The organism is Klebsiella scottii (assembly GCF_036561945.1).
Classification (GTDB): domain Bacteria; phylum Pseudomonadota; class Gammaproteobacteria; order Enterobacterales; family Enterobacteriaceae; genus Klebsiella; species Klebsiella scottii.
In genome coordinates, this window is record NZ_JARXNI010000020.1 from 2,562,779 (window position 1) to 2,580,828 (window position 18,050).

Here is an 18,050-nt window from a genome sequence, read left to right on the forward strand (position 1 = left end):
ATCTTAACCTGAATTGGTCCGATAACTTCCATACTAGTTATACGGAAAACCAGATAAATAAAACAATAATATTCATAGCGTTAATAAAACAGGTATGACAACTCAGGGACTGAGCATCGGTCATTTCCCCCTACAAAATTCTTGTGGAGAGTTCTATGAGCCAAGGCCTCAACAACGATATGGCGGTCAGTAAATCGCGCCGCGTAGTCAAAAACCTACGCTGGTGGATGCTGACCCTGTTCTTACTCGGCGTCACCGTTAACTACATTACCCGCAACTCCTTAGGCATTATCGCCCCCGAGCTGAAGGTGACGCTGGGCATAACCACCGAGCAGTATTCATGGATCGTCGGCGCTTTTCAGCTGGCCTACACCCTCTTCCAGCCACTCTGCGGCTGGCTTATTGACGTTATTGGCCTGAAGCTCGGCTTTATGATCTGCGCCACCCTGTGGGCCGTGGCCTGTATCGCCCACGCCGGTGCCGGCAGCTGGCTGCATCTGGCGATCCTGCGTTTTTTCATGGGCGGAGCAGAAGCCGCCGCAACCCCGGCCAACGCCAAAACCATCGGCGAATGGTTTCCAAAATCTGAACGCCCAATTGCCGCCGGCTGGGCCGGCGTCGGCTTCTCCGTCGGCGCGATGCTGGCGCCGCCGATCATCTATTTTGCCCACGCCTCTTTCGGCTGGCAGGGCGCGTTTATGTTCACCGGGGTGCTGGCGCTGCTGTGGGTGATCCTGTGGTGGGTGTTTTACAACAATCCGGAGAAGCATCCGAATCTGAGCAAGACCGAGCTGGAGTTCATTCGTCAGGACAACGAGCCGCCGGCGGTGAAGCTGCCGTTCTTTACCGCGCTGAAAACCGTGTCGAAAAATAAGCGTTTCTACGGTATTGCGATCCCGGCCTTTATGGCGGAGCCCGCCTGGGCGGTCCTGAGCTTTTGGGTGCCGCTGTACCTCGCCAAAGAGCACGGCATGGACCTGAAGCAAATTGCCATGTTCGCCTGGCTGCCGTTCCTCGCCGCCGATCTCGGCAGCGTGGTCAGCGGCTATCTGACCAAACTGTACACCCGCTGGTTCGGCTGTTCACGGGTTAATTCCGTGGTAGCAAGCTCGCTGACCGGCGCTTTCCTGATGATTTCTCTGGCCCTCGTCGCCATTACCCGCGACCCCTACATCACCATCATCCTGATCTCCATCGGCGGCTTCGGCCACCAGATTATCTCCTGCATGCTGAGCGCGCTGGTGGTGGAGTCGTTCGATAAGGGCCAGATGGCGACCGTCAACGGCATGCGCGGCTCCGCGGCCTGGATCGCCAGCTTCCTGTTCTCCTTATTAATCGGGGTGACCGCCGACAAGATTGGCTTCAACCCGCTATTCGTCGCCATGGGCTTCTTTGACCTGATTGGCGCGGTTTTCCTGGTGGCTTTTATTGCTGAACGTCGCGCCAAACGCGCCTGAGAGTGGATGTAAAAATGAAAACGTTGAAACACTGGAAATTACAACAGCAGCTGGCCCACCACGTCGAGCTGACGGTCGACGGGCAGCACACCCTGTGCCTGTACGTACTGGAAGAAAACCTGTTCCGCGTCCTGCTTAAGCGCAGAGGGGAGCTGGCGCTGGACCGCACCTGGAGCATCGCTCCGCAGCAGGACGTTCCCTGGGAGGGACGCAGCCGCGACGACGTCAGCGGCTTTACCCTTCCCGCCTGGACCCTGGAGCAGCAGCAGGAGACCCTGACGGTCGCCACCGAACGGCTGCGCGTCACCGTCCACCAGCCGCTGTGGCTGGAGTGGAGCTACCGCGACGATGCCGGAGAATGGCAGCCGCTGGTCAACGACCGCCCGACCAGCGCCTATCTGGTGAACGCGCACGGCGATGGCGTCGCGCACTACCAGAGCCGACGTCAAGATGAACGCTTCTACGGTCTTGGCGAGAAGGCGGGCAATCTGCAGCGCAACGGGAATCGCTACGAGATGCGCAACCTGGATGCGATGGGCTATAACGCCGTCAGCACCGATCCGCTGTATAAGCACATCCCCTTCACCATCACCCAGCGCGGCGATATTAGCTACGGCCTGTTCTACGATAACCTCAGCAGCTGCTGGCTGGATCTGGGCAACGAAATCGACAACTATCACACCGCCTATCGCCGCTGGCAGGCCGAGGCGGGAGATATTGATTACTACATGTTTACCGGCAAACGCGTGCTGGACGTCACCAAAGCCTTTGTCCGCCTGACCGGAAAAACGCTGTTCGGGCCGAAGTGGAGCCTGGGCTACAGCGGCTCGACGATGCACTACACCGATGCGCCGGATGCGCAAAACCAGCTGATGAACTTTATCCGCCTCTGCGATGAGCACGCCATTCCATGCGACTCGTTCCAGCTCTCCTCCGGCTATACCTCGATCGGCGGTAAGCGCTACGTCTTTAACTGGAATTACGACAAGGTCCCGCAGCCGAAGGTGATGAGCCAGCGCTTCCACGACGCGGGCATCAAGCTGGCGGCCAATATTAAGCCCTGCCTGCTGCAGGATCACCCGCGCTATAGCGAGGTGGCGGAGCGCGGGCTGTTTATTCAGGACTCCGAAAGCGAATCCCCGGAGCGCTCCAGCTTCTGGGATGACGAAGGTTCCCACCTCGACTTCACCAACCCGCAAACCGTCGCCTGGTGGCAGGAGGGGGTCACCGCTCAGCTGCTGGAGATGGGGATCGATTCGACGTGGAACGACAATAACGAATTTGAAGTCTGGGACGGCGAGGCGCGCTGCCACGGTTTTGGCCAGGAGATTGCCATCAAGCATATCCGTCCGGTGATGCCGCTGCTGATGATGCGCGCGTCGCTGGAGGCCCAGCAGCGCTTCGCCCCGGAGAAACGCCCGTACCTGATCTCGCGCTCCGGCTGCGCCGGGATGCAGCGCTACGTGCAAACCTGGAGCGGCGATAACCGCACCAGTTGGGATACCCTGCGCTACAACACCCGCATGGGGCTGGGGATGAGCCTCTCCGGTCTGTATAACGTCGGTCACGACGTCGGCGGCTTCTCCGGCGATAAGCCGGATGCCGAACTGTTCGTCCGCTGGGTGCAGAACGGGGTGATGCATCCGCGCTTCACGATCCACTCATGGAACGACGATCGGACGGTTAACGAGGCGTGGATGTATCCGGCGGTCCTGCCGGCGATTCGCGGCGCGATTGAGCTGCGCTATCGCCTGCTGCCCTACCTCTACACCCTGCTGTGGCAGGCGCACGCTGACGATGAGCCGATACTGCGCCCGACCTTCCTCGATCACCAGCATGACCCGCAGACCTTCGAGGAGTGCGACGACTTCCTGCTCGGCCGCGATCTCCTCGTCGCCAGCGTCGTGGAGCCAGGCCAGCACCATCGCCGGGTGTGGCTGCCGGAAAATGAGTCCGGCTGGTACGACTTTTATAGCGGGGAGTGGTTCGCCGGCGGCCAGTGGATAACGCTCGATGCGCCGCTGGAAAAACTGCCGCTGATGGTGCGCGCCGGGGCGGGTCTGCCGCTCAGCGAGAGGATCGTCCACGTCGACGCCAAAAAAGACGATAGCCGCGAGCTGAAGCTGTTTCCGCTCAAGGGCGCGGGCTCGACGAGCGGCCTGATCTTTGAAGATGACGGCGAGAGCTGGGGCTATCGCGACGGCGACGCGCTGTGGCTGGGGTGGGAAATGACCTGCAGCGCCAGCGCCATCAGCCTGCAGGTGAACGCGCGCGGCCGCTACCGCCCGGCGTGGAAGGCGCTGAAGATAACGCTACCCGCGGGTGAAAAGCGCCGGCTGTCGGTGAATGGCAAAGACGTCGACGAGTGGCTGCTGGACTAAGGGCAATAAAAAACCCCGGTCGCGCGAGGCTGGCCGGGGCTTCTGTTTCACTCCCGGCAGCGCCGGGGCGGCAGACGGTTAGCCGTCGATGCCTCTGCTGCGCAGATAATCTTCGTAATTACCGCTAAAGTCGATGACGCGCTCCGGCGTAATTTCAATCACCCGGGTGGCCAGCGAGCTGACGAACTCACGGTCGTGGGAAACGAAAATCAGGGTGCCCTGATACATCTCCAGCGCCATGTTGAGCGATTCGATAGATTCCATATCCAGGTGGTTGGTCGGTTCGTCCATCACCAGAATGTTTGGTTTTTGCATCATCAGCTTGCCGAACAGCATGCGGCCTTTTTCGCCACCGGACAGCACTTTTGCCGGCTTTTTGATATCGTCCTGGCTGAACAGCAGACGGCCGAGGAAGCTGCGCACAACCTGCTCATCGTCGCCTTCCTGCTTCCACTGGCTCATCCAGTCGAAAACGCTCAGATCGTTATCGAAGTCTTCGGCGTGATCCTGCGCGTAGTAACCAATCTGCGCATTCTCAGACCATTTAACGCTACCGTTATCCGGCGTCAGTTCACCAACCAGGGTTTTCAGCATGGTGGTTTTACCCACGCCGTTGGCACCCAGAATGGCAATCTTCTCGCCCACTTCCAGCAGCAGATTGAATTTTTTAAACAGCGGGCCGTTATCAAAACCTTTCGCCAGCTCTTCGACAGCCAGCGCGTTACGGAACAGTTTCTTGTCCTGCTCGAAGCGGATGAACGGGTTCTGACGGCTGGAGGCTTTCACTTCGTCGAGCTTGATTTTATCAATCTGACGCGCGCGTGAGGTCGCCTGACGGGATTTAGAGGCGTTAGCGCTAAAGCGGCTGACGAAAGACTGCAGATCGGCAATCTGCGCCTTTTTCTTGGCGTTATCAGACAGCAGACGCTCGCGGGCCTGGGTGGCCGCGGTCATGTATTCGTCGTAGTTACCGGCGTAGACGCGCAGTTCACCGTAGTCGAGATCCGCCATGTGGGTACACACCATGTTAAGGAAATGACGGTCGTGCGAAATGATGATCATGGTGCTGTCACGTTCGTTGAGCGTCTGCTCCAGCCAGCGAATGGTATCGATGTCGAGGTTGTTCGTCGGTTCGTCGAGCAGCAGGATATCCGGGTTGGAGAACAGCGCCTGGGCTAACAGTACGCGCAGCTTCCAGCCGGGAGCGACTTCGCTCATCGGGCCGTAATGCTGTTCAACCGGGATGCCGACGCCGAGCAGCAGCTCGCCGGCGCGGGCTTCGGCGGAGTAGCCGTCCATCTCGCCGTAGGTCACTTCCAGATCCGCCACCTTATAGCCGTCGGCTTCGCTCATTTCCGCCAGAGAATAGATGCGATCGCGCTCCTGCTTCACTTCCCACAGCTCGCCGTGGCCCATGATGACCGTATCCAGCACGGTGAACTCTTCGAACGCAAACTGATCCTGACGCAGCTTACCGATACGCTCGTTCGGATCGAGGGAGACGTTGCCCAGCGTTGGCTCCAGGTCGTTGCCGAGGATCTTCATAAAGGTAGATTTACCGCTACCGTTGGCGCCAATCAGGCCGTAACGGTTGCCGCCGCCAAATTTGACGGAAATGTTTTCGAACAGCGGCTTACTGCCAAACTGCATGGTGACGTTGCTGGATACTAGCACGGGGTTATCCTGAAAAAAGAGAATGAGAAGTGTGACACATCGGACATTATGCCAGCAAAACCATCTCTTTTCACGGTCTGCGGTGAATTCCCTTACCGCCGGCGCAGCGAATGGCGCCTTTTGACCTCAGCCGGCGGCGTCCGGCAGGCTGCGGCTGCGGCCGGCGGCACCAGGTATGCCGTGCGATCGCCCCTCCGTCGACGCAGCCTGAGCAGCCAAAGGACGACAGTTGAAACAACCGGCAAAAAAGTGTGATTTCGTACACATCTCATTTCCCTGTTGGCGGGAATGCACATATAATGCGCTCCCATCTACTCCCTGAAAAATCAAACAAAGGCCTGTGTGGCTTTAACATCGCACACGACATGATGAATATGAAATTATCGACACTCCTTGCGGCAGCCTTCGCCATCGTGGGCTTTTGCAATACCGCATCCGCGGTAACCTATCCCCTGCCGACTGACGGTAGCCGACTGATTGGCCAGAACCAGGTTGTTACGGTTCCGGACGACAACAAACAGCCGCTGGAATATTTCGCCGCCAAATATCAGATGGGTCTGTCCAACATGCTGGAAGCGAACCCGGGCGTGGATACCTATCTGCCGAAAGGCGGCACCGTGCTGAATATCCCGCAGCAGCTGATTCTGCCGGACACCGTGCATGAAGGTATCGTCATCAACAGCGCGGAAATGCGTCTTTACTACTACCCGAAAGGCACTAACACCGTGATCGTGCTGCCGATTGGTATCGGCCAGCTCGGCAAAGATACGCCGATCAACTGGGTGACCAAGGTTGAGCGCAAGAAAGCCGGCCCGACCTGGACGCCGACGGCGAAAATGCACGCCGAATACATCGCAGCCGGTAACCCGCTGCCGGCCGTGGTGCCGGCCGGTCCTGATAACCCGATGGGCCTGTACGCGCTGTATATCGGTCGTCTGTACGCGATCCACGGTACCAACGCCAACTTCGGTATCGGCCTGCGCGTAAGCCACGGCTGCGTCCGTCTGCGTAACGACGATATCAAATTCCTGTTTGAGAATGTGCCGGTCGGCACCCGCGTCGAATTTATCGATGAGCCGGTGAAAGCCACCAGCGAGCCGGACGGCAGCCGTTACGTTGAAGTCCATAACCCGCTGTCGACCACTGAAGCCCAGTTCCAGGGCGGTGAAATCGTCCCGATTACGCTGAACAAATCCGTACAGGCCGTTACCGGCCAGTCCGACGTCGATCAGAGCGTGGTTGAGCAGGCGGTGCAAAACCGTTCCGGTATGCCGGTTCGTCTGAACTGATCCTGAGCGCCATGCACAAAAAAGGGCGAGGTGAAAACCTCGCCCTTTTCTTTTCGCCTGACGTCAGCCGTTGTTAACGATAACGATGCCGCCGTGATCGTAGCGGTAGTGACAGTGGGCATACTCCAGCGGCGTACCGTCCTCCAGGTAGATAACCTGCTCAACTTCCAGCACCGGATCGCCGGCTTCGCACACCAGGTGCTGCTGTTCGAGCTCGCCGGGCTTAATGGCGCGCACCACGCGGTACGACCCCATTATCTTCAGCCCAAGCGTCTCAACATACTGGAATACGGAGCTTTCGAGGTGGCTTTTATTCAGGCCGGGTACCAGATTCACCGGCATCACCGTGGCGTCCAGCGACATCGGCTCGTCATTGAGCAGCCGCAGGCGCACGAAGTCATAAACCGGCGAATCGGCATTAATCAGCAGCGAAGTCTGCTCCTTCTCGCTGGGAAAGCGCAGCTCGAAGCGCACCACCTTGCTGCTAACCGCCCCCAGATGGGCCCAGGTTTTGGTGGCGCCAAAATAGTCGCTTCCCGGAAGATCCCACTGCGAAAGCTGAAGAAAGTTTTTACGCACGAAGGTGCCCTGCCCCTTGCGGGTATAAATCAATCCTTCAACAATAAGCTGGCGCATCGCCTGCTGGATGGTCATCCTGCTGGTGTTAAACTCCGCCGCCAGCGCAAACTGGTCGGGTAATGGCATGCTGGCGGGGTACTGCTGGCTGATAATCCGCTTTTTAATTTCCCGCGCGATCAAAAGATACTTCGCCGCCATCGCCCTTCCTTATTATTCATTTATCCCATTGTTTTTTAACGCCACTCTCTCAGATATTTTGAGGAATGGCAGGTAGAAGAATACACCAAAGGTGATGATTATCAACTGCACCACCACCGCCCGCCAGTCCCCCGCCGTCGCCAGCCAGGCGCTGAGCACCGGCGGCGTGGTCCACGGGATCATCACCACGCAGCGCGACATAAGCCCGAGCGTGGTGCACAGCCAGGCGAAAAAGATGCCGATGGCGGGCAGCAGCACAAACGGGATCATCAGCGGCACGTTGAAAACGATCGGCAGGCCGAAAATCACCGGTTCGTTGATATTGAACAGCCCCGGGGTAATAGCCAGGCGCGCCACCTGCTTCGAGGCCTGCTGACGCGAGAAGAGAAAGATGGCGATCAGCAGAGAGATGGTGCTGCCGGTACCGCCCACCATGCCGAAGGTCGGCACGAAAATATTGTTAATAATATGCGGAATCGGCTGGCCGCTGGCGTAGGCCAGCATATTCTCATTGGTATTAATCAGCAGGAACGGCTCCAGCACCACGCTGTTCACGACCGACTGGTGTATACCCAGCGTAAACAGGAAGTTGCCGAAGCTGTAGATAAAAATAGTCCCCGGCAGGCTGGTATTAATCAATCGCAGCGGCTGCTGGATAAGCGTGGTGATCAGATGGATAAGATCGGTGTGCAGCAGGTTATTCAGCAGGGCGGCCAGCGCCGCAAACATCGACAGCGTCAGGATAGCCGGGATGAGCGACGAAAACGATTGGCCCACCGCCGGCGGCACGTTCTCTCCAAGGTTGATGGTCAGGCGCTTGATTCCGGCGATGCGCATAAAGATTTCTGTCGCCACCAGGCCGATGAGCACGCCGGCGAAAATGCCGGTAGAGCCGATGTTGGCGAAGGTCAGTACCGACGTCAGGCTGACCGTCGTCTTCCCGCCAACCGGCACCAGATCCACCTGCATCGGCATCATAATAATAAAGCTGCAAATAGCGATGACGACGGTCGAAACCGGGTTAGCGAAGTTTTTGTTACGCGCCAGCGACCACGCGATCATCGGCGCAATCAGCAGCGCGGCGATATTCAACGTCCCGTTGATAATCGCATCGCCCCATACCTTAAAGCGCACCAGAGTGTCGCCCTCCAGTATCCAGGGAAACACCACGTTGTTCACCAGTACCGCCAGCCCTGCCAGAATGAAAATCGGCATCACCCCGGCAAACGCATCGCGCAGCGAACGCAGGTGTACCTGGTTGGCGATACGCGCGGAAAACTCAACAAAGCGATCGGTCAAAGACTGCATACTGGACGTTGTATTATCAGACATTTTGCAGAATCCTCTTCATCACTTACCCGTATTCCCCGCCAGGCTTCAGGTTGCAGGCAGCGCGCCCGCGGCCTGAAACCTGACGGCGATAGCCCGGTGCGGCCCGCGCGAACTACATCTCTTCACCGTTGCTGTGGATCGCTCGTTTCAGCCATGCATAGCTTTTCTTCGGCACGCGGTTAAGGTCTTTAAGATCGTGGTTTTCGCGGTTGACGTACACCACCCCGTAGCGTTTACGCATATCGCCCTGCGAGCTGAGAATATCGATCAGCCCCCAGCCGAGATAGCCGATCACCTCCGCGCCGTCCTCAAAAATCGCCTCTTTCATGGCGTTGATATGGTCGCGGTGATAGGCGATACGATAATCGTCGGCAATCATGTTTTCGCCATCCCAGGACTCAATCACCCCGATACCGTTTTCAATCGGGAATACCGGCAGGCGCCAGTCGTTGTAGTAGCGGGTGATGATGGTGCGAAAGCCGAGTGGATCGATTTGCCAGTTCCATTCCGTAGACTTCAGGTACGGGTTGTCCTTATCGCCGAACTGCATGTAGTAGTTCACCTCGGTGCCTTCCGGGATCGGATCGCTGCTGAGCGTGCGGCTGGCATAGTAGCTAAAGGCCATATAGTCATTTTTATTCTGCGCAATCAGGGCTAAATCCTCTGCGCGATAGATATCCTCGAAGCCTTCACGGGCGACCACGGCCATCACCTCGGGGCTGTAGCCCTGGCCGGCATAGACGCGCAGCAGGTTCTGGTTGAGAAACTCATCATGCTGCTGAGCGCAGAAAATATCGCGCGGCTGGCAGGTCGCCGGGTAGATAAGCTGATGCGCCAGCATCCCCCCCATCAGCCTGCCGGGCTGGGTTTCATGCAGGTAAGCGGTCAGATGGACGTGCGCCATCATGGTGTAATGCTGGATCTCGTACAGCTCGCGGAGCGTTTCATCGCCATGCATATAGCCCGCAATGCGGAACGCAATCGGCATGTGGAAAATATTCTGCTCATTGAAGGTCAGCCAGTACTTCACCTTGTCGCCGTAGCAGTCGATCATTTTCTTGCCATAGCGCACAAACGCCTCCATCACGCGGCGATCGATAAAGCCGTTATACTCATTCGCCAGCGCCAGCGGCATGTCAAAATGGTACAGGCAAATCATCGGCTCAATGCCGCGGGCAATCAGAGCGTCGATAAAGCGGTGATAGAAGGCGATACCTTCTTCGTTGAACTCGCCATCGCCGGTCGGGCAAATGCGGCTCCACGAAATCTGGAAGCGGTAGCAGTTCATCCCTAGATCCTGCATTAAATCAAAGTCTTCCTCATAGCGATGGTAGGAGTCGGTCGCCACCTTCCAGTCAGAGGCAAACTCTGAGGGCTCGCGAATGTCGTATACCGACATCCCCTTTCCGCCTTCATTCCACGCACCTTCCGTCTGCATGCTGGAAACCGAGTTGCCCCATAAAAAATCCTTTGCCAGTGTCTTCATCATTCACTCCGCTACTATGACTAGTCATTATAAATTCATGACTAGTCATATAGAATGAAATGATAAATCACGCAAAGGAGTTGTGTCGTTTTTGTGAGCGATTTCGAAAAGAGAGGATAGAAAGCGGCGGGACAGCGCCCGCCGTTGAGGATCGGACAGGATTAATCGTTAAGCTGATTGCGGCGATATTCGCCCTGGCGCTCAAGCATCCAGCCGGGATATTCGCGCGGCAGCGCGCTCACCGCATCAAGCCGCCTGAGATCCTCTTCGCTGAGCTGGATCTGGGTTGCGGCAATATTATCCGCCAGCTGCTCCGCGCGTTTGGCGCCGATAATCACGCTGGTCACCGCCTGCTGATGGAGCAGCCACGCGAGCGCGACCTGCGCGACCGTCGCGCCTTTGGCGTCGGCCACCTCGCGCATCGCGTCCACGCAATCAAACGCGCGATCCTTATTCACCGGCGGGAAATCAAATTCCAGCCGACGGCCGCCCGCTTCCCCCTGACCGTCGCGGGTGTATTTGCCGCTCAGCAATCCGCCCGCCAGCGGGCTCCAGACCATCAGCCCCAGCCCTTCGCTCTGCATCATCGGCACCAGCTCACGCTCCAGGTCGCGCCCGGCGATGGTGTAGTAAGCCTGCAAAGAGGCAAAGCGGGCCAGCCCAAGGCGTTCGGCGATCCCCAGCGCCTTGACGATTTGCCAGGCCGCCCAGTTCGAAATGCCGATATAGCGGACGTGCCCTTGGCGAACCAGGGTATCCAGGGCGTAGAGGGTCTCTTCCACGGGCGTTGCCGGATCGAAGCCGTGCAGCTGGTAGAGATCGATATGATCGAGCTGCAGGCGCCGCAGGCTCTCTTTGACGCTGCCGAGAATGTGGTAGCGGGAGCTGCCGCGCGAATTAACGCCGGCGGTGCCGGTTTCACCAAACACTTTGGTGGCGACCACCACGTTTTCGCGCGGGATCTTGAGATTTTTTAGCGCCTGGCCGGTTATCTCTTCCGAACGCCCTTCCGAATAGACGTTAGCGGTGTCGATAAAGTTGATGCCGGCATCCAGGGCGCTGCCCACCAGCTGCTCGGCTTCCGCCTGGCGCAGCTGGCCAATTTTTCCCCACATCCCCTCTTCGCCGCCAAAGGTCATGGTGCCAAGGCACAGTTCAGAGACAAACAGACCGGTATTTCCGAGTTTTTTATAACGCATCGGACTCTCCTCATCAGGATAATTAACGTCAGCGCTATAGTTATACCCCCCGCAGCACGAGCGCGAATGGGGGGATCCTGTCCGTTTCTTGCCCAATCCTCTAAATATCAGAACCCGTAGCGCAGCATGGCGTAACCCAGCAGCGCCGCCCACAGCAGCATCGGCAGAGAGTAAAGATGAAAGCGCCACCAGATCCGCCGATCCGCCGCCATGCGCAGGGCAATCAGGTTGGCCAGCGAGCCGGGAAGCAGGCCAAAGCCGCCGACGTTAACCGCCCAGGCCAGCAGCGTTGACGGGGGGACGTAGTTGAGCAGCAGAATGGTTGCCGGGACGTTGCTGATGAACTGCGACAGGCCGATCGCCGTCAGCCACAGGCCGCCGGGGGAGAGCTGGCCGACGCCGCTCAGCAGCTGATGCAGCGCCGGCAGCTGGATCAGCAGGTGAACATCAATAAACATCACCATAAAGACCAGCAGCAAAGACCAGTCAACGTTGATAATCACCGCGCGCGCCAGCAGCAAGAAGCCGATGACGATCAGCGCGAGGCCCCAAAGCTCCTGCTTCATCTCTAACGCAGTGAGGAAAATCAGATAAAACGCCAGGCAGCTCCAGACCAGCTTCGGCTGCCAGGAGGGCGCCCGTTCGCCGCTTTGATAAGTGAGGCGTACGGCGGAAAAACAGCACCAGCACAGCGCCAGCAGCGTTATCATCATCGCCGCCGCCAGCGGCAGCATCTGGCCAATAAACGCCGGGAAACTGAGGCCTGAACGCCCCCAAAGCAGAATATTTTGCGGATTGCCGATCGGCGTCAGCAGCGAGCCGGCGTTGACCGCCAGCGCTTCGAAAATGATCAGCCGGTTAACCGGAATGGCGCACCATTTTTTTAACGTCAGGGTTAACGGAACGACGATAAAAAGCGCCACATCGTTGGTTAAGAAGGTGGAAAGCAGCGCCGCGGCCAGCACCATAAAGATGGCCAGCTGCCGTTCGGTCACAAACCGCCGCGCCATTTTGCGGCCCAGCACGTCAAAATAGCCGCTCAGTTCGACCCCTTTGGTCAGCAGCATCAGCCCGCTTAGGGTAATAATCGTCTGCCAGTCGATAGCCTGAGGCCAGCTGGCAGGGGCAAAGGGCACAAAAATGCTTAATACGCCGGCAATAATCAGCAGTAAATGCAAAAAGCGGTCACCCGCCAGCGACTGAACAAGGGGCAGGTTCATTTTCCCTGCTGCCCGTATTTGAGCGTAAACTGGCTAAAGGCCTCCAGCGTCTCCTGGCTCACGTGATGCTCCATCCCTTCGGCATCGCGACGGGCTATCTCCGGGCTGACGCCGATAACCAGCAGGAAATTTTCCACAATCTGATGACGTTCGCGGCTCTCGTGCGCCAGCTTCTCGCCTTCCGGCGTTAAAAAGACGCCGCGCCACGGGATCTGCTCAATCAATCCGACGCTGGCCAGGCGCTTGAGCATTTTAGCGACCGTCGGCTGCGAGACGCCCAGGCGCGCGGCCATATCGACCTGCCGCGCTTCACCCACCTCGCGGATCAGGTCGGAAATCAGCTCAACGTAGTCGTCAATCAGCTCGCGACGATGCGCCTCACGCACCTGACGAAACCCCTCAACGTGCTCTTCAACATTCACTAGCTGCGTCACTTTTTTTGTTATTTGTTTGCCTGCGCGACGGTTCATTGTGCTTCCTCAAATACGTGTGACGCAGCAAGCGTCATCTCAAAGAGGGCCATTGTAAATGATTGGGCCCGTAGCACAAAAAATTAACTTTTTAGCCATAGCTATAAAATATAGCCTGTGCTATATCTGTATGTAATGCAAACATCCTTCAAGGAGCGAAGGGCGAAATCACAGGAGGTTACGATGAACGAACTCAAGAGGTGCTTACAGGTGTTTACCCACTCCCCATTTAAAGTACGCTTAATGCTACTCGGCATGCTGTGCGATCTGCTTAACGGCAAAAAAGAGCAGGACAAACCGAGCAACTAACGCGGCGTCGCGGTACGCCGCTTCATTTTTCGGTCATAATTCCTCGTCATACTGGCCCGTTTGCCCTCCTTTCCCGGACTTTTTTCAAGTTTTGTAAGCTTTCTCCCAAAACAATCTGTTATGGCTAGTTGACCTTAGCATTTGCAAGCCCTATCTTTTGTCAGCCCTGCCACTACTGCGGCTCGCAGAGACCCTCTTCCGGCACTGTCCAGCAGGTTTTACCCCTTGATGCCAGGGGATGCACATGGCGTCTTTTTGATTGTTAACTATGAATCTCACCCTGAAAGAAACGCTGGTCGCTCGTGGACTGGTCCTGAACCCGTGGACCGGATTCTACTTTTTACAGTCCCTGCTGATTAACCTGGCCCTTGGCTATGATTTTAGCCTGCTCTATGCCGTTGCCTTTACATGCGTGCTACATCTGCTGTGGCGCAGCTTCCCGCGCGCGCAGAAAGTGGTGGTCGGCGGCTACTCGCTGCTTGCCGCGCTCTATTATCCGTTTGGTCAGGCCTACGGCGCGCCCAATTTCAATACCCTGCTGGCGCTGCACGCCACCAACGTTGAAGAATCCACCGAAATTTTGACCATCTTCCCGTGGTACAGCTATCTGCTGGCGGTGTTTATTTTCGCGCTGGGCGTGATTGCCGTGCGTCGCAAACCGGAAGAACCGAGGCGCTGGAGCAAAATGGAGAGCCTGGGCCTGCTGTTCAGCATCGGCATTTTCTTCCTGCAGCCGGTGCAGAATCTGGCGTGGGGCGGCGTCTTCAAAGTGATTGATACCGGCTATCCGGCCCTGCGCTTCGTCAAAGACGTGGTGGTCAATAACAATGAGGTGCTGGATGAGCAGGCGCGCATGGCGCAGCTGGCGAATATGAAAGATAGCTGGCACGTCGTGGCGGTGAAGCCCAAATATCATCTTTACGTGGTGGTTATTGGTGAAAGCGCGCGCCGCGACGCGCTCGGCGCCTTCGGCGGCCACTGGGACAACACCCCTTTCGCCAGTTCGGTGAACGGCTATCTGTTCAATGACTACATTGCGGCCAGCGGTTCAACGCAAAAGTCGCTGGGCCTGACGCTTAACCGGGTGGTCGACGGCAAGCCGCAGTACCAGGACAACTTCGTCACGCTGGCCAACCGCGCGGGCTTCCAGACCTGGTGGTTCTCGAATCAGGGGCAAATCGGCGAGTACGATACGGCGATTGCCAGTATTGCCAAACGCGCCGACGAAGTGCAGTTCCTCAAAAACGGCGATTTTGAGGCCAATAAAAATACCCAGGATGAGCAGCTGCTGAAGCTAACCGAGCAGGTCCTTTCGACCCAGCGGACTCAGCCGCAGCTGATCGTCCTGCATTTGATGGGCTCGCACCCTCAGGCCTGTGACCGCACCAAAGGAAAATATACCGTCTTTGTGCAATCAAAAGAGACCTCCTGCTATCTCTACAGCATGACGCAAACCGATGCGCTGCTGGGCAAACTGTATAGCCAGCTGCAGAACTCCGGCGATAGCTTCTCGATGACCTATTTCTCCGATCACGGCCTCGCCTTTAAAGAGCGCGGCAAAGCGGTTCAGTATCTGGCGCACGACGATAAGTTCCAGCAAAACTTCCAGGTACCGTTCATGGTGCTGTCCAGCGATGATAAAGCGCACAAGGTTATCAAAGCGCGCCGCTCGGCCAACGATTTCCTCAGCTTCTTCTCACAGTGGACCGGGATCAGCGCCGAGGAAATAAAGCCGCGCTATCGCTTTATCTCTGAGCAAAAGGCCGGGCCGGTTTTCATCACCAACTTCCAGCTGCAGAAAGTGGACTATACCCATCTGGGCAGCGACCTGTTCACCACCCAGTAGGCCACCTCATTCGCCATCGGGAAGCTGATGGCGACGGGTTTTGCCGAATGACAGGCAAAAAAAATCCGCCCCTGTGAGGCGGATTTTTTATATCACCGAAGTGATTAGAAGCGGTAACCAACGCCCGCGATCCAGGTACCAACGTCAACGTTACGAATGCGAGACTGCTCGTAAGAGAAGTCCAGAGCAACGTTTTCGATCGGGTTGAACTGCAGACCAGCGCCGTAGGAGAAACCGTAGTCGCTCATGTCAGATTTGTTCGGGTAGCTGTTGTCCTGGAATTTACCGTAGCCAACGCCCACTACGCCGTAGATGCTTGCCCAGTCGTTGAGACGGTAAGCCGGACCAGCGGTGATGCCGTAGTACTGGCCTTTTTCGTATACGCCAGATTCGGTACGATCTTTTTCAGTGTAAGTGAAGGAACCGATAACACCCAGCGGGCTATTGTCTTGCTCGTAACGGTACTTCAGGTTGAAACCGCCTGCTTTATTCGCTTCGCCCTGCATGTCGCTCTGAGCATAACCACCGGTAACGGTAGAAGTTGCAGCGAAAGCGGTACCTACGGATGCAGCCAGTACAACAGCTAGTGCTGAAAAACGTGCAATTTTATTCATAACCACCTCAAATGTGTTTCTAATAAGTCCTAAGTCTTAAATATATCAAAAACTTTCGGGAAACTCTTTTCACTTTACAGTGTCTAACATACTTTTTCATGTAACCAAAAGTTTCCACAAAACTATAACAAACTGGAAAACAACCGGTTTTAACGAATACCATCATATTAATGCCCGCCGATCGCCGGACATGCATCCAGATTATTCCTAATCGCCAGATGAGTATTTCAGCGCCTCTCTCCCAATTGTACTCCCCTCTGCGGGGATTTTTTCAACAATAGCTCAACTGCCGTTGGCTAATTCATTTACACTGGATCCTTTACCGCGTTTGACAAATTTTGACAGGAGAAAGGATGCCCGGCTCGTCCCGTAAGGTCCCGGCATGGTTGCCGACAGCAGTTATTTTAATCGCCATGATCTCTATTCAGAGCGGGGCATCGCTGGCGAAATCACTCTTCCCGTTAGTCGGCGCGCCCGGCGTGACAGCCCTGCGCCTGGCGCTAGGCACCTTGATTCTGGTGGTCATTTTCAAACCCTGGCGGCTGCGCTTCGCCCCCGAACAGCGCCTGCCGCTGCTCTTCTACGGCCTCTCGCTGGGGGCGATGAACTATCTGTTTTATTTATCCATTCAGCGCATACCGCTGGGCATTGCGGTAGCCCTGGAGTTTACCGGCCCGCTGGCGGTGGCCCTGTTTGGCTCGCGGCGTCCGCTCGACTTTGTATGGGTGGTTCTGGCGGTGCTGGGGCTATGGTATCTCCTGCCGCTGGGGCAAGACGTGTCGCAGGTGGATCTCACCGGCGCGCTGCTGGCGCTGGGCGCCGGGGCCTGCTGGGCGGTCTACATTCTCACCGGCCAGCGCGCGGGCGAAGAGCACGGCCCGGCAACGGTGGCGATGGGCTCGCTGATTGCCGCGGTGATTTTTGTGCCGCTGGGTATGCTGCAGGCAACGGATACGCTGTTCCAGTGGTCGCTGCTGCCGCTGGGGCTGGGGATCGCCGTGCTCTCCACCGCGCTGCCCTATTCGCTGGAAATGATCGCCCTCACCCGCATGCCGACGAAAACATTTGGCACTCTGATGAGCATGGAGCCCGCCCTTGCCGCGCTGTCGGGAATGGTGTTCCTTGGCGAGACGCTGACCTTCACGCAGACGCTGGCGCTGGGGGCGATAATTCTCGCCTCGATGGGATCGACGCTGACGATGCGGCGGGAAACGAAGCTGAAAAAAGTGGATATTAGCTAAATTGTCAGACAGTTCTGCATCGCCGTCGCGCCGTGCAGAACTGGCCTAAAACGCCTACAAGCATTTGATTTAAATTACCTTATAAATTATCAACAAGCCTGCGCTATCAAACCGATAGAGACTACCGACACCGCCTTCTGCGGATCCGTTGCTATACTTGTCCCCATGAGTTACCGGGGACAAGCGCTCCATATAATTCGAATTTGATGTATGACGAGTATAAATATCAAGAGGATATGAAACTATGAGTACCGCAAAACTGGTTAAAACTAAAGCGTCTAACCTGCTCTATACCCGCAACGATGTGACCGACAGCGAGAAGAAAGCCACCGTAGAGCTGCTCAATCGTCAGGTTATCCAGTTCATCGACCTGTCGCTGATTACCAAACAGGCTCACTGGAATATGCGCGGTGCCAACTTTATTGCCGTCCATGAAATGCTGGACGGCTTCCGCACGGCGCTGACCGAACACCTCGATACGATGGCCGAACGTGCCGTACAGCTCGGCGGCGTTGCGCTGGGCACCACTCAGGTTATCAACAGCAAAACTCCGCTGAAAAGCTATCCGCTGGACATCCATAGCGTCCAGGACCACCTGAAAGAGCTGGCCGACCGCTACGCGATTGTCGCCAACGACGTGCGCAAAGCGATTAGTGAGGCAAAAGACGAAGATACTGCCGATATCTTCACCGCCGCTTCTCGCGATCTGGATAAATTCCTGTGGTTTATCGAATCTAATATCGAATAATCGGCAA

15 protein-coding genes are annotated in these 18,050 nt (G+C 56.8%); 7 read left to right on the forward strand and 8 right to left on the reverse strand.

Annotated features, from left to right (window positions below):
- Positions 1-155: 155 nt before the first annotated feature.
- Positions 156-1,457, forward strand: coding sequence for an MFS transporter (locus QFI97_RS19715; protein WP_095095422.1), 1,302 nt, complete (start codon positions 156-158; stop codon positions 1,455-1,457).
- A 14-nt stretch (positions 1,458-1,471) separates the two neighbouring features.
- Positions 1,472-3,838: a glycoside hydrolase family 31 protein gene (locus tag QFI97_RS19720; protein ID WP_346431837.1), complete on the forward strand. Its 2,367-nt coding sequence runs from the start codon at positions 1,472-1,474 to the stop codon at positions 3,836-3,838.
- Between the two features lie 78 nt (positions 3,839-3,916).
- Here the strand turns inward: QFI97_RS19720 and QFI97_RS19725 are convergent, their stop codons facing one another.
- Entirely contained in the window at positions 3,917-5,512 is a 1,596-nt protein-coding gene (locus QFI97_RS19725) for an ABC-F family ATPase (RefSeq protein WP_346431839.1), read from the reverse strand.
- A gap of 368 nt (positions 5,513-5,880) precedes the next feature.
- On the opposite strand from QFI97_RS19725, the gene ldtB reads away from it, so the two are divergent.
- On the forward strand, positions 5,881-6,801 hold the full coding sequence (ldtB, locus tag QFI97_RS19730) for a L,D-transpeptidase (protein WP_045855429.1): 921 nt from the start codon (positions 5,881-5,883) through the stop codon (positions 6,799-6,801).
- Positions 6,802-6,864: 63 nt separating this feature from the next.
- Here the strand turns inward: ldtB and QFI97_RS19735 are convergent, their stop codons facing one another.
- From QFI97_RS19735 to mntR, 6 genes are all read right to left on the reverse strand, one after another.
- Positions 6,865-7,578 carry a GntR family transcriptional regulator gene (locus QFI97_RS19735; protein WP_076945013.1) on the reverse strand — a complete coding sequence of 238 codons (714 nt, stop codon included), beginning with the start codon at positions 7,576-7,578 and terminating at the stop codon, positions 6,865-6,867.
- Positions 7,579-7,590: 12 nt separating this feature from the next.
- Positions 7,591-8,910 (reverse strand): PTS sugar transporter subunit IIC, encoded by a 1,320-nt coding sequence (locus tag QFI97_RS19740; RefSeq protein WP_331835715.1) that lies wholly within the window; start codon positions 8,908-8,910, stop codon positions 7,591-7,593.
- 112 nt (positions 8,911-9,022) lie between these two features.
- A complete protein-coding gene (locus tag QFI97_RS19745) occupies positions 9,023-10,399 on the reverse strand; it encodes a glycoside hydrolase family 1 protein (protein WP_346431840.1) in 1,377 nt (458 codons plus the stop codon).
- Positions 10,400-10,557: 158 nt separating this feature from the next.
- Positions 10,558-11,595, reverse strand: coding sequence for an aldo/keto reductase (locus QFI97_RS19750; protein WP_346431841.1), 1,038 nt, complete (start codon positions 11,593-11,595; stop codon positions 10,558-10,560).
- A 107-nt stretch (positions 11,596-11,702) separates the two neighbouring features.
- Positions 11,703-12,815, reverse strand: coding sequence for an anion transporter (locus QFI97_RS19755; protein ID WP_346431842.1), 1,113 nt, complete (start codon positions 12,813-12,815; stop codon positions 11,703-11,705).
- Positions 12,812-13,285 carry a manganese-binding transcriptional regulator MntR gene (gene mntR, locus QFI97_RS19760; RefSeq protein WP_095095400.1) on the reverse strand — a complete coding sequence of 158 codons (474 nt, stop codon included), beginning with the start codon at positions 13,283-13,285 and terminating at the stop codon, positions 12,812-12,814. Before mntR ends, QFI97_RS19755 begins: the two co-directional genes overlap by 4 nt.
- A 183-nt stretch (positions 13,286-13,468) precedes the next feature.
- On the opposite strand from mntR, the gene mntS reads away from it, so the two are divergent.
- Together mntS and QFI97_RS19770 are read left to right on the forward strand one after the other, a co-directional pair.
- A complete protein-coding gene (gene mntS, locus QFI97_RS19765) occupies positions 13,469-13,594 on the forward strand; it encodes a manganase accumulation protein MntS (protein WP_331835718.1) in 126 nt (41 codons plus the stop codon).
- 268 nt (positions 13,595-13,862) lie between these two features.
- A complete protein-coding gene (locus QFI97_RS19770; protein ID WP_095095394.1) occupies positions 13,863-15,440 on the forward strand; it encodes a phosphoethanolamine transferase in 1,578 nt (525 codons plus the stop codon).
- 104 nt (positions 15,441-15,544) lie between these two features.
- On the opposite strand, the gene ompX is transcribed toward QFI97_RS19770, so the two are convergent.
- Positions 15,545-16,054: an outer membrane protein OmpX gene (ompX, locus tag QFI97_RS19775; RefSeq protein ID WP_346431843.1), complete on the reverse strand. Its 510-nt coding sequence runs from the start codon at positions 16,052-16,054 to the stop codon at positions 15,545-15,547.
- A gap of 353 nt (positions 16,055-16,407) precedes the next feature.
- Here ompX and rhtA point away from each other — a divergent pair, with 353 nt between their 5' ends.
- Positions 16,408-17,295 (forward strand): threonine/homoserine exporter RhtA, encoded by an 888-nt coding sequence (gene rhtA / locus QFI97_RS19780; protein ID WP_346431844.1) that lies wholly within the window; start codon positions 16,408-16,410, stop codon positions 17,293-17,295.
- Positions 17,296-17,539: 244 nt separating this feature from the next.
- A complete protein-coding gene (gene dps, locus QFI97_RS19785) occupies positions 17,540-18,043 on the forward strand; it encodes a DNA starvation/stationary phase protection protein Dps (RefSeq protein WP_095095388.1) in 504 nt (167 codons plus the stop codon).
- Positions 18,044-18,050 lie beyond the last annotated feature (7 nt).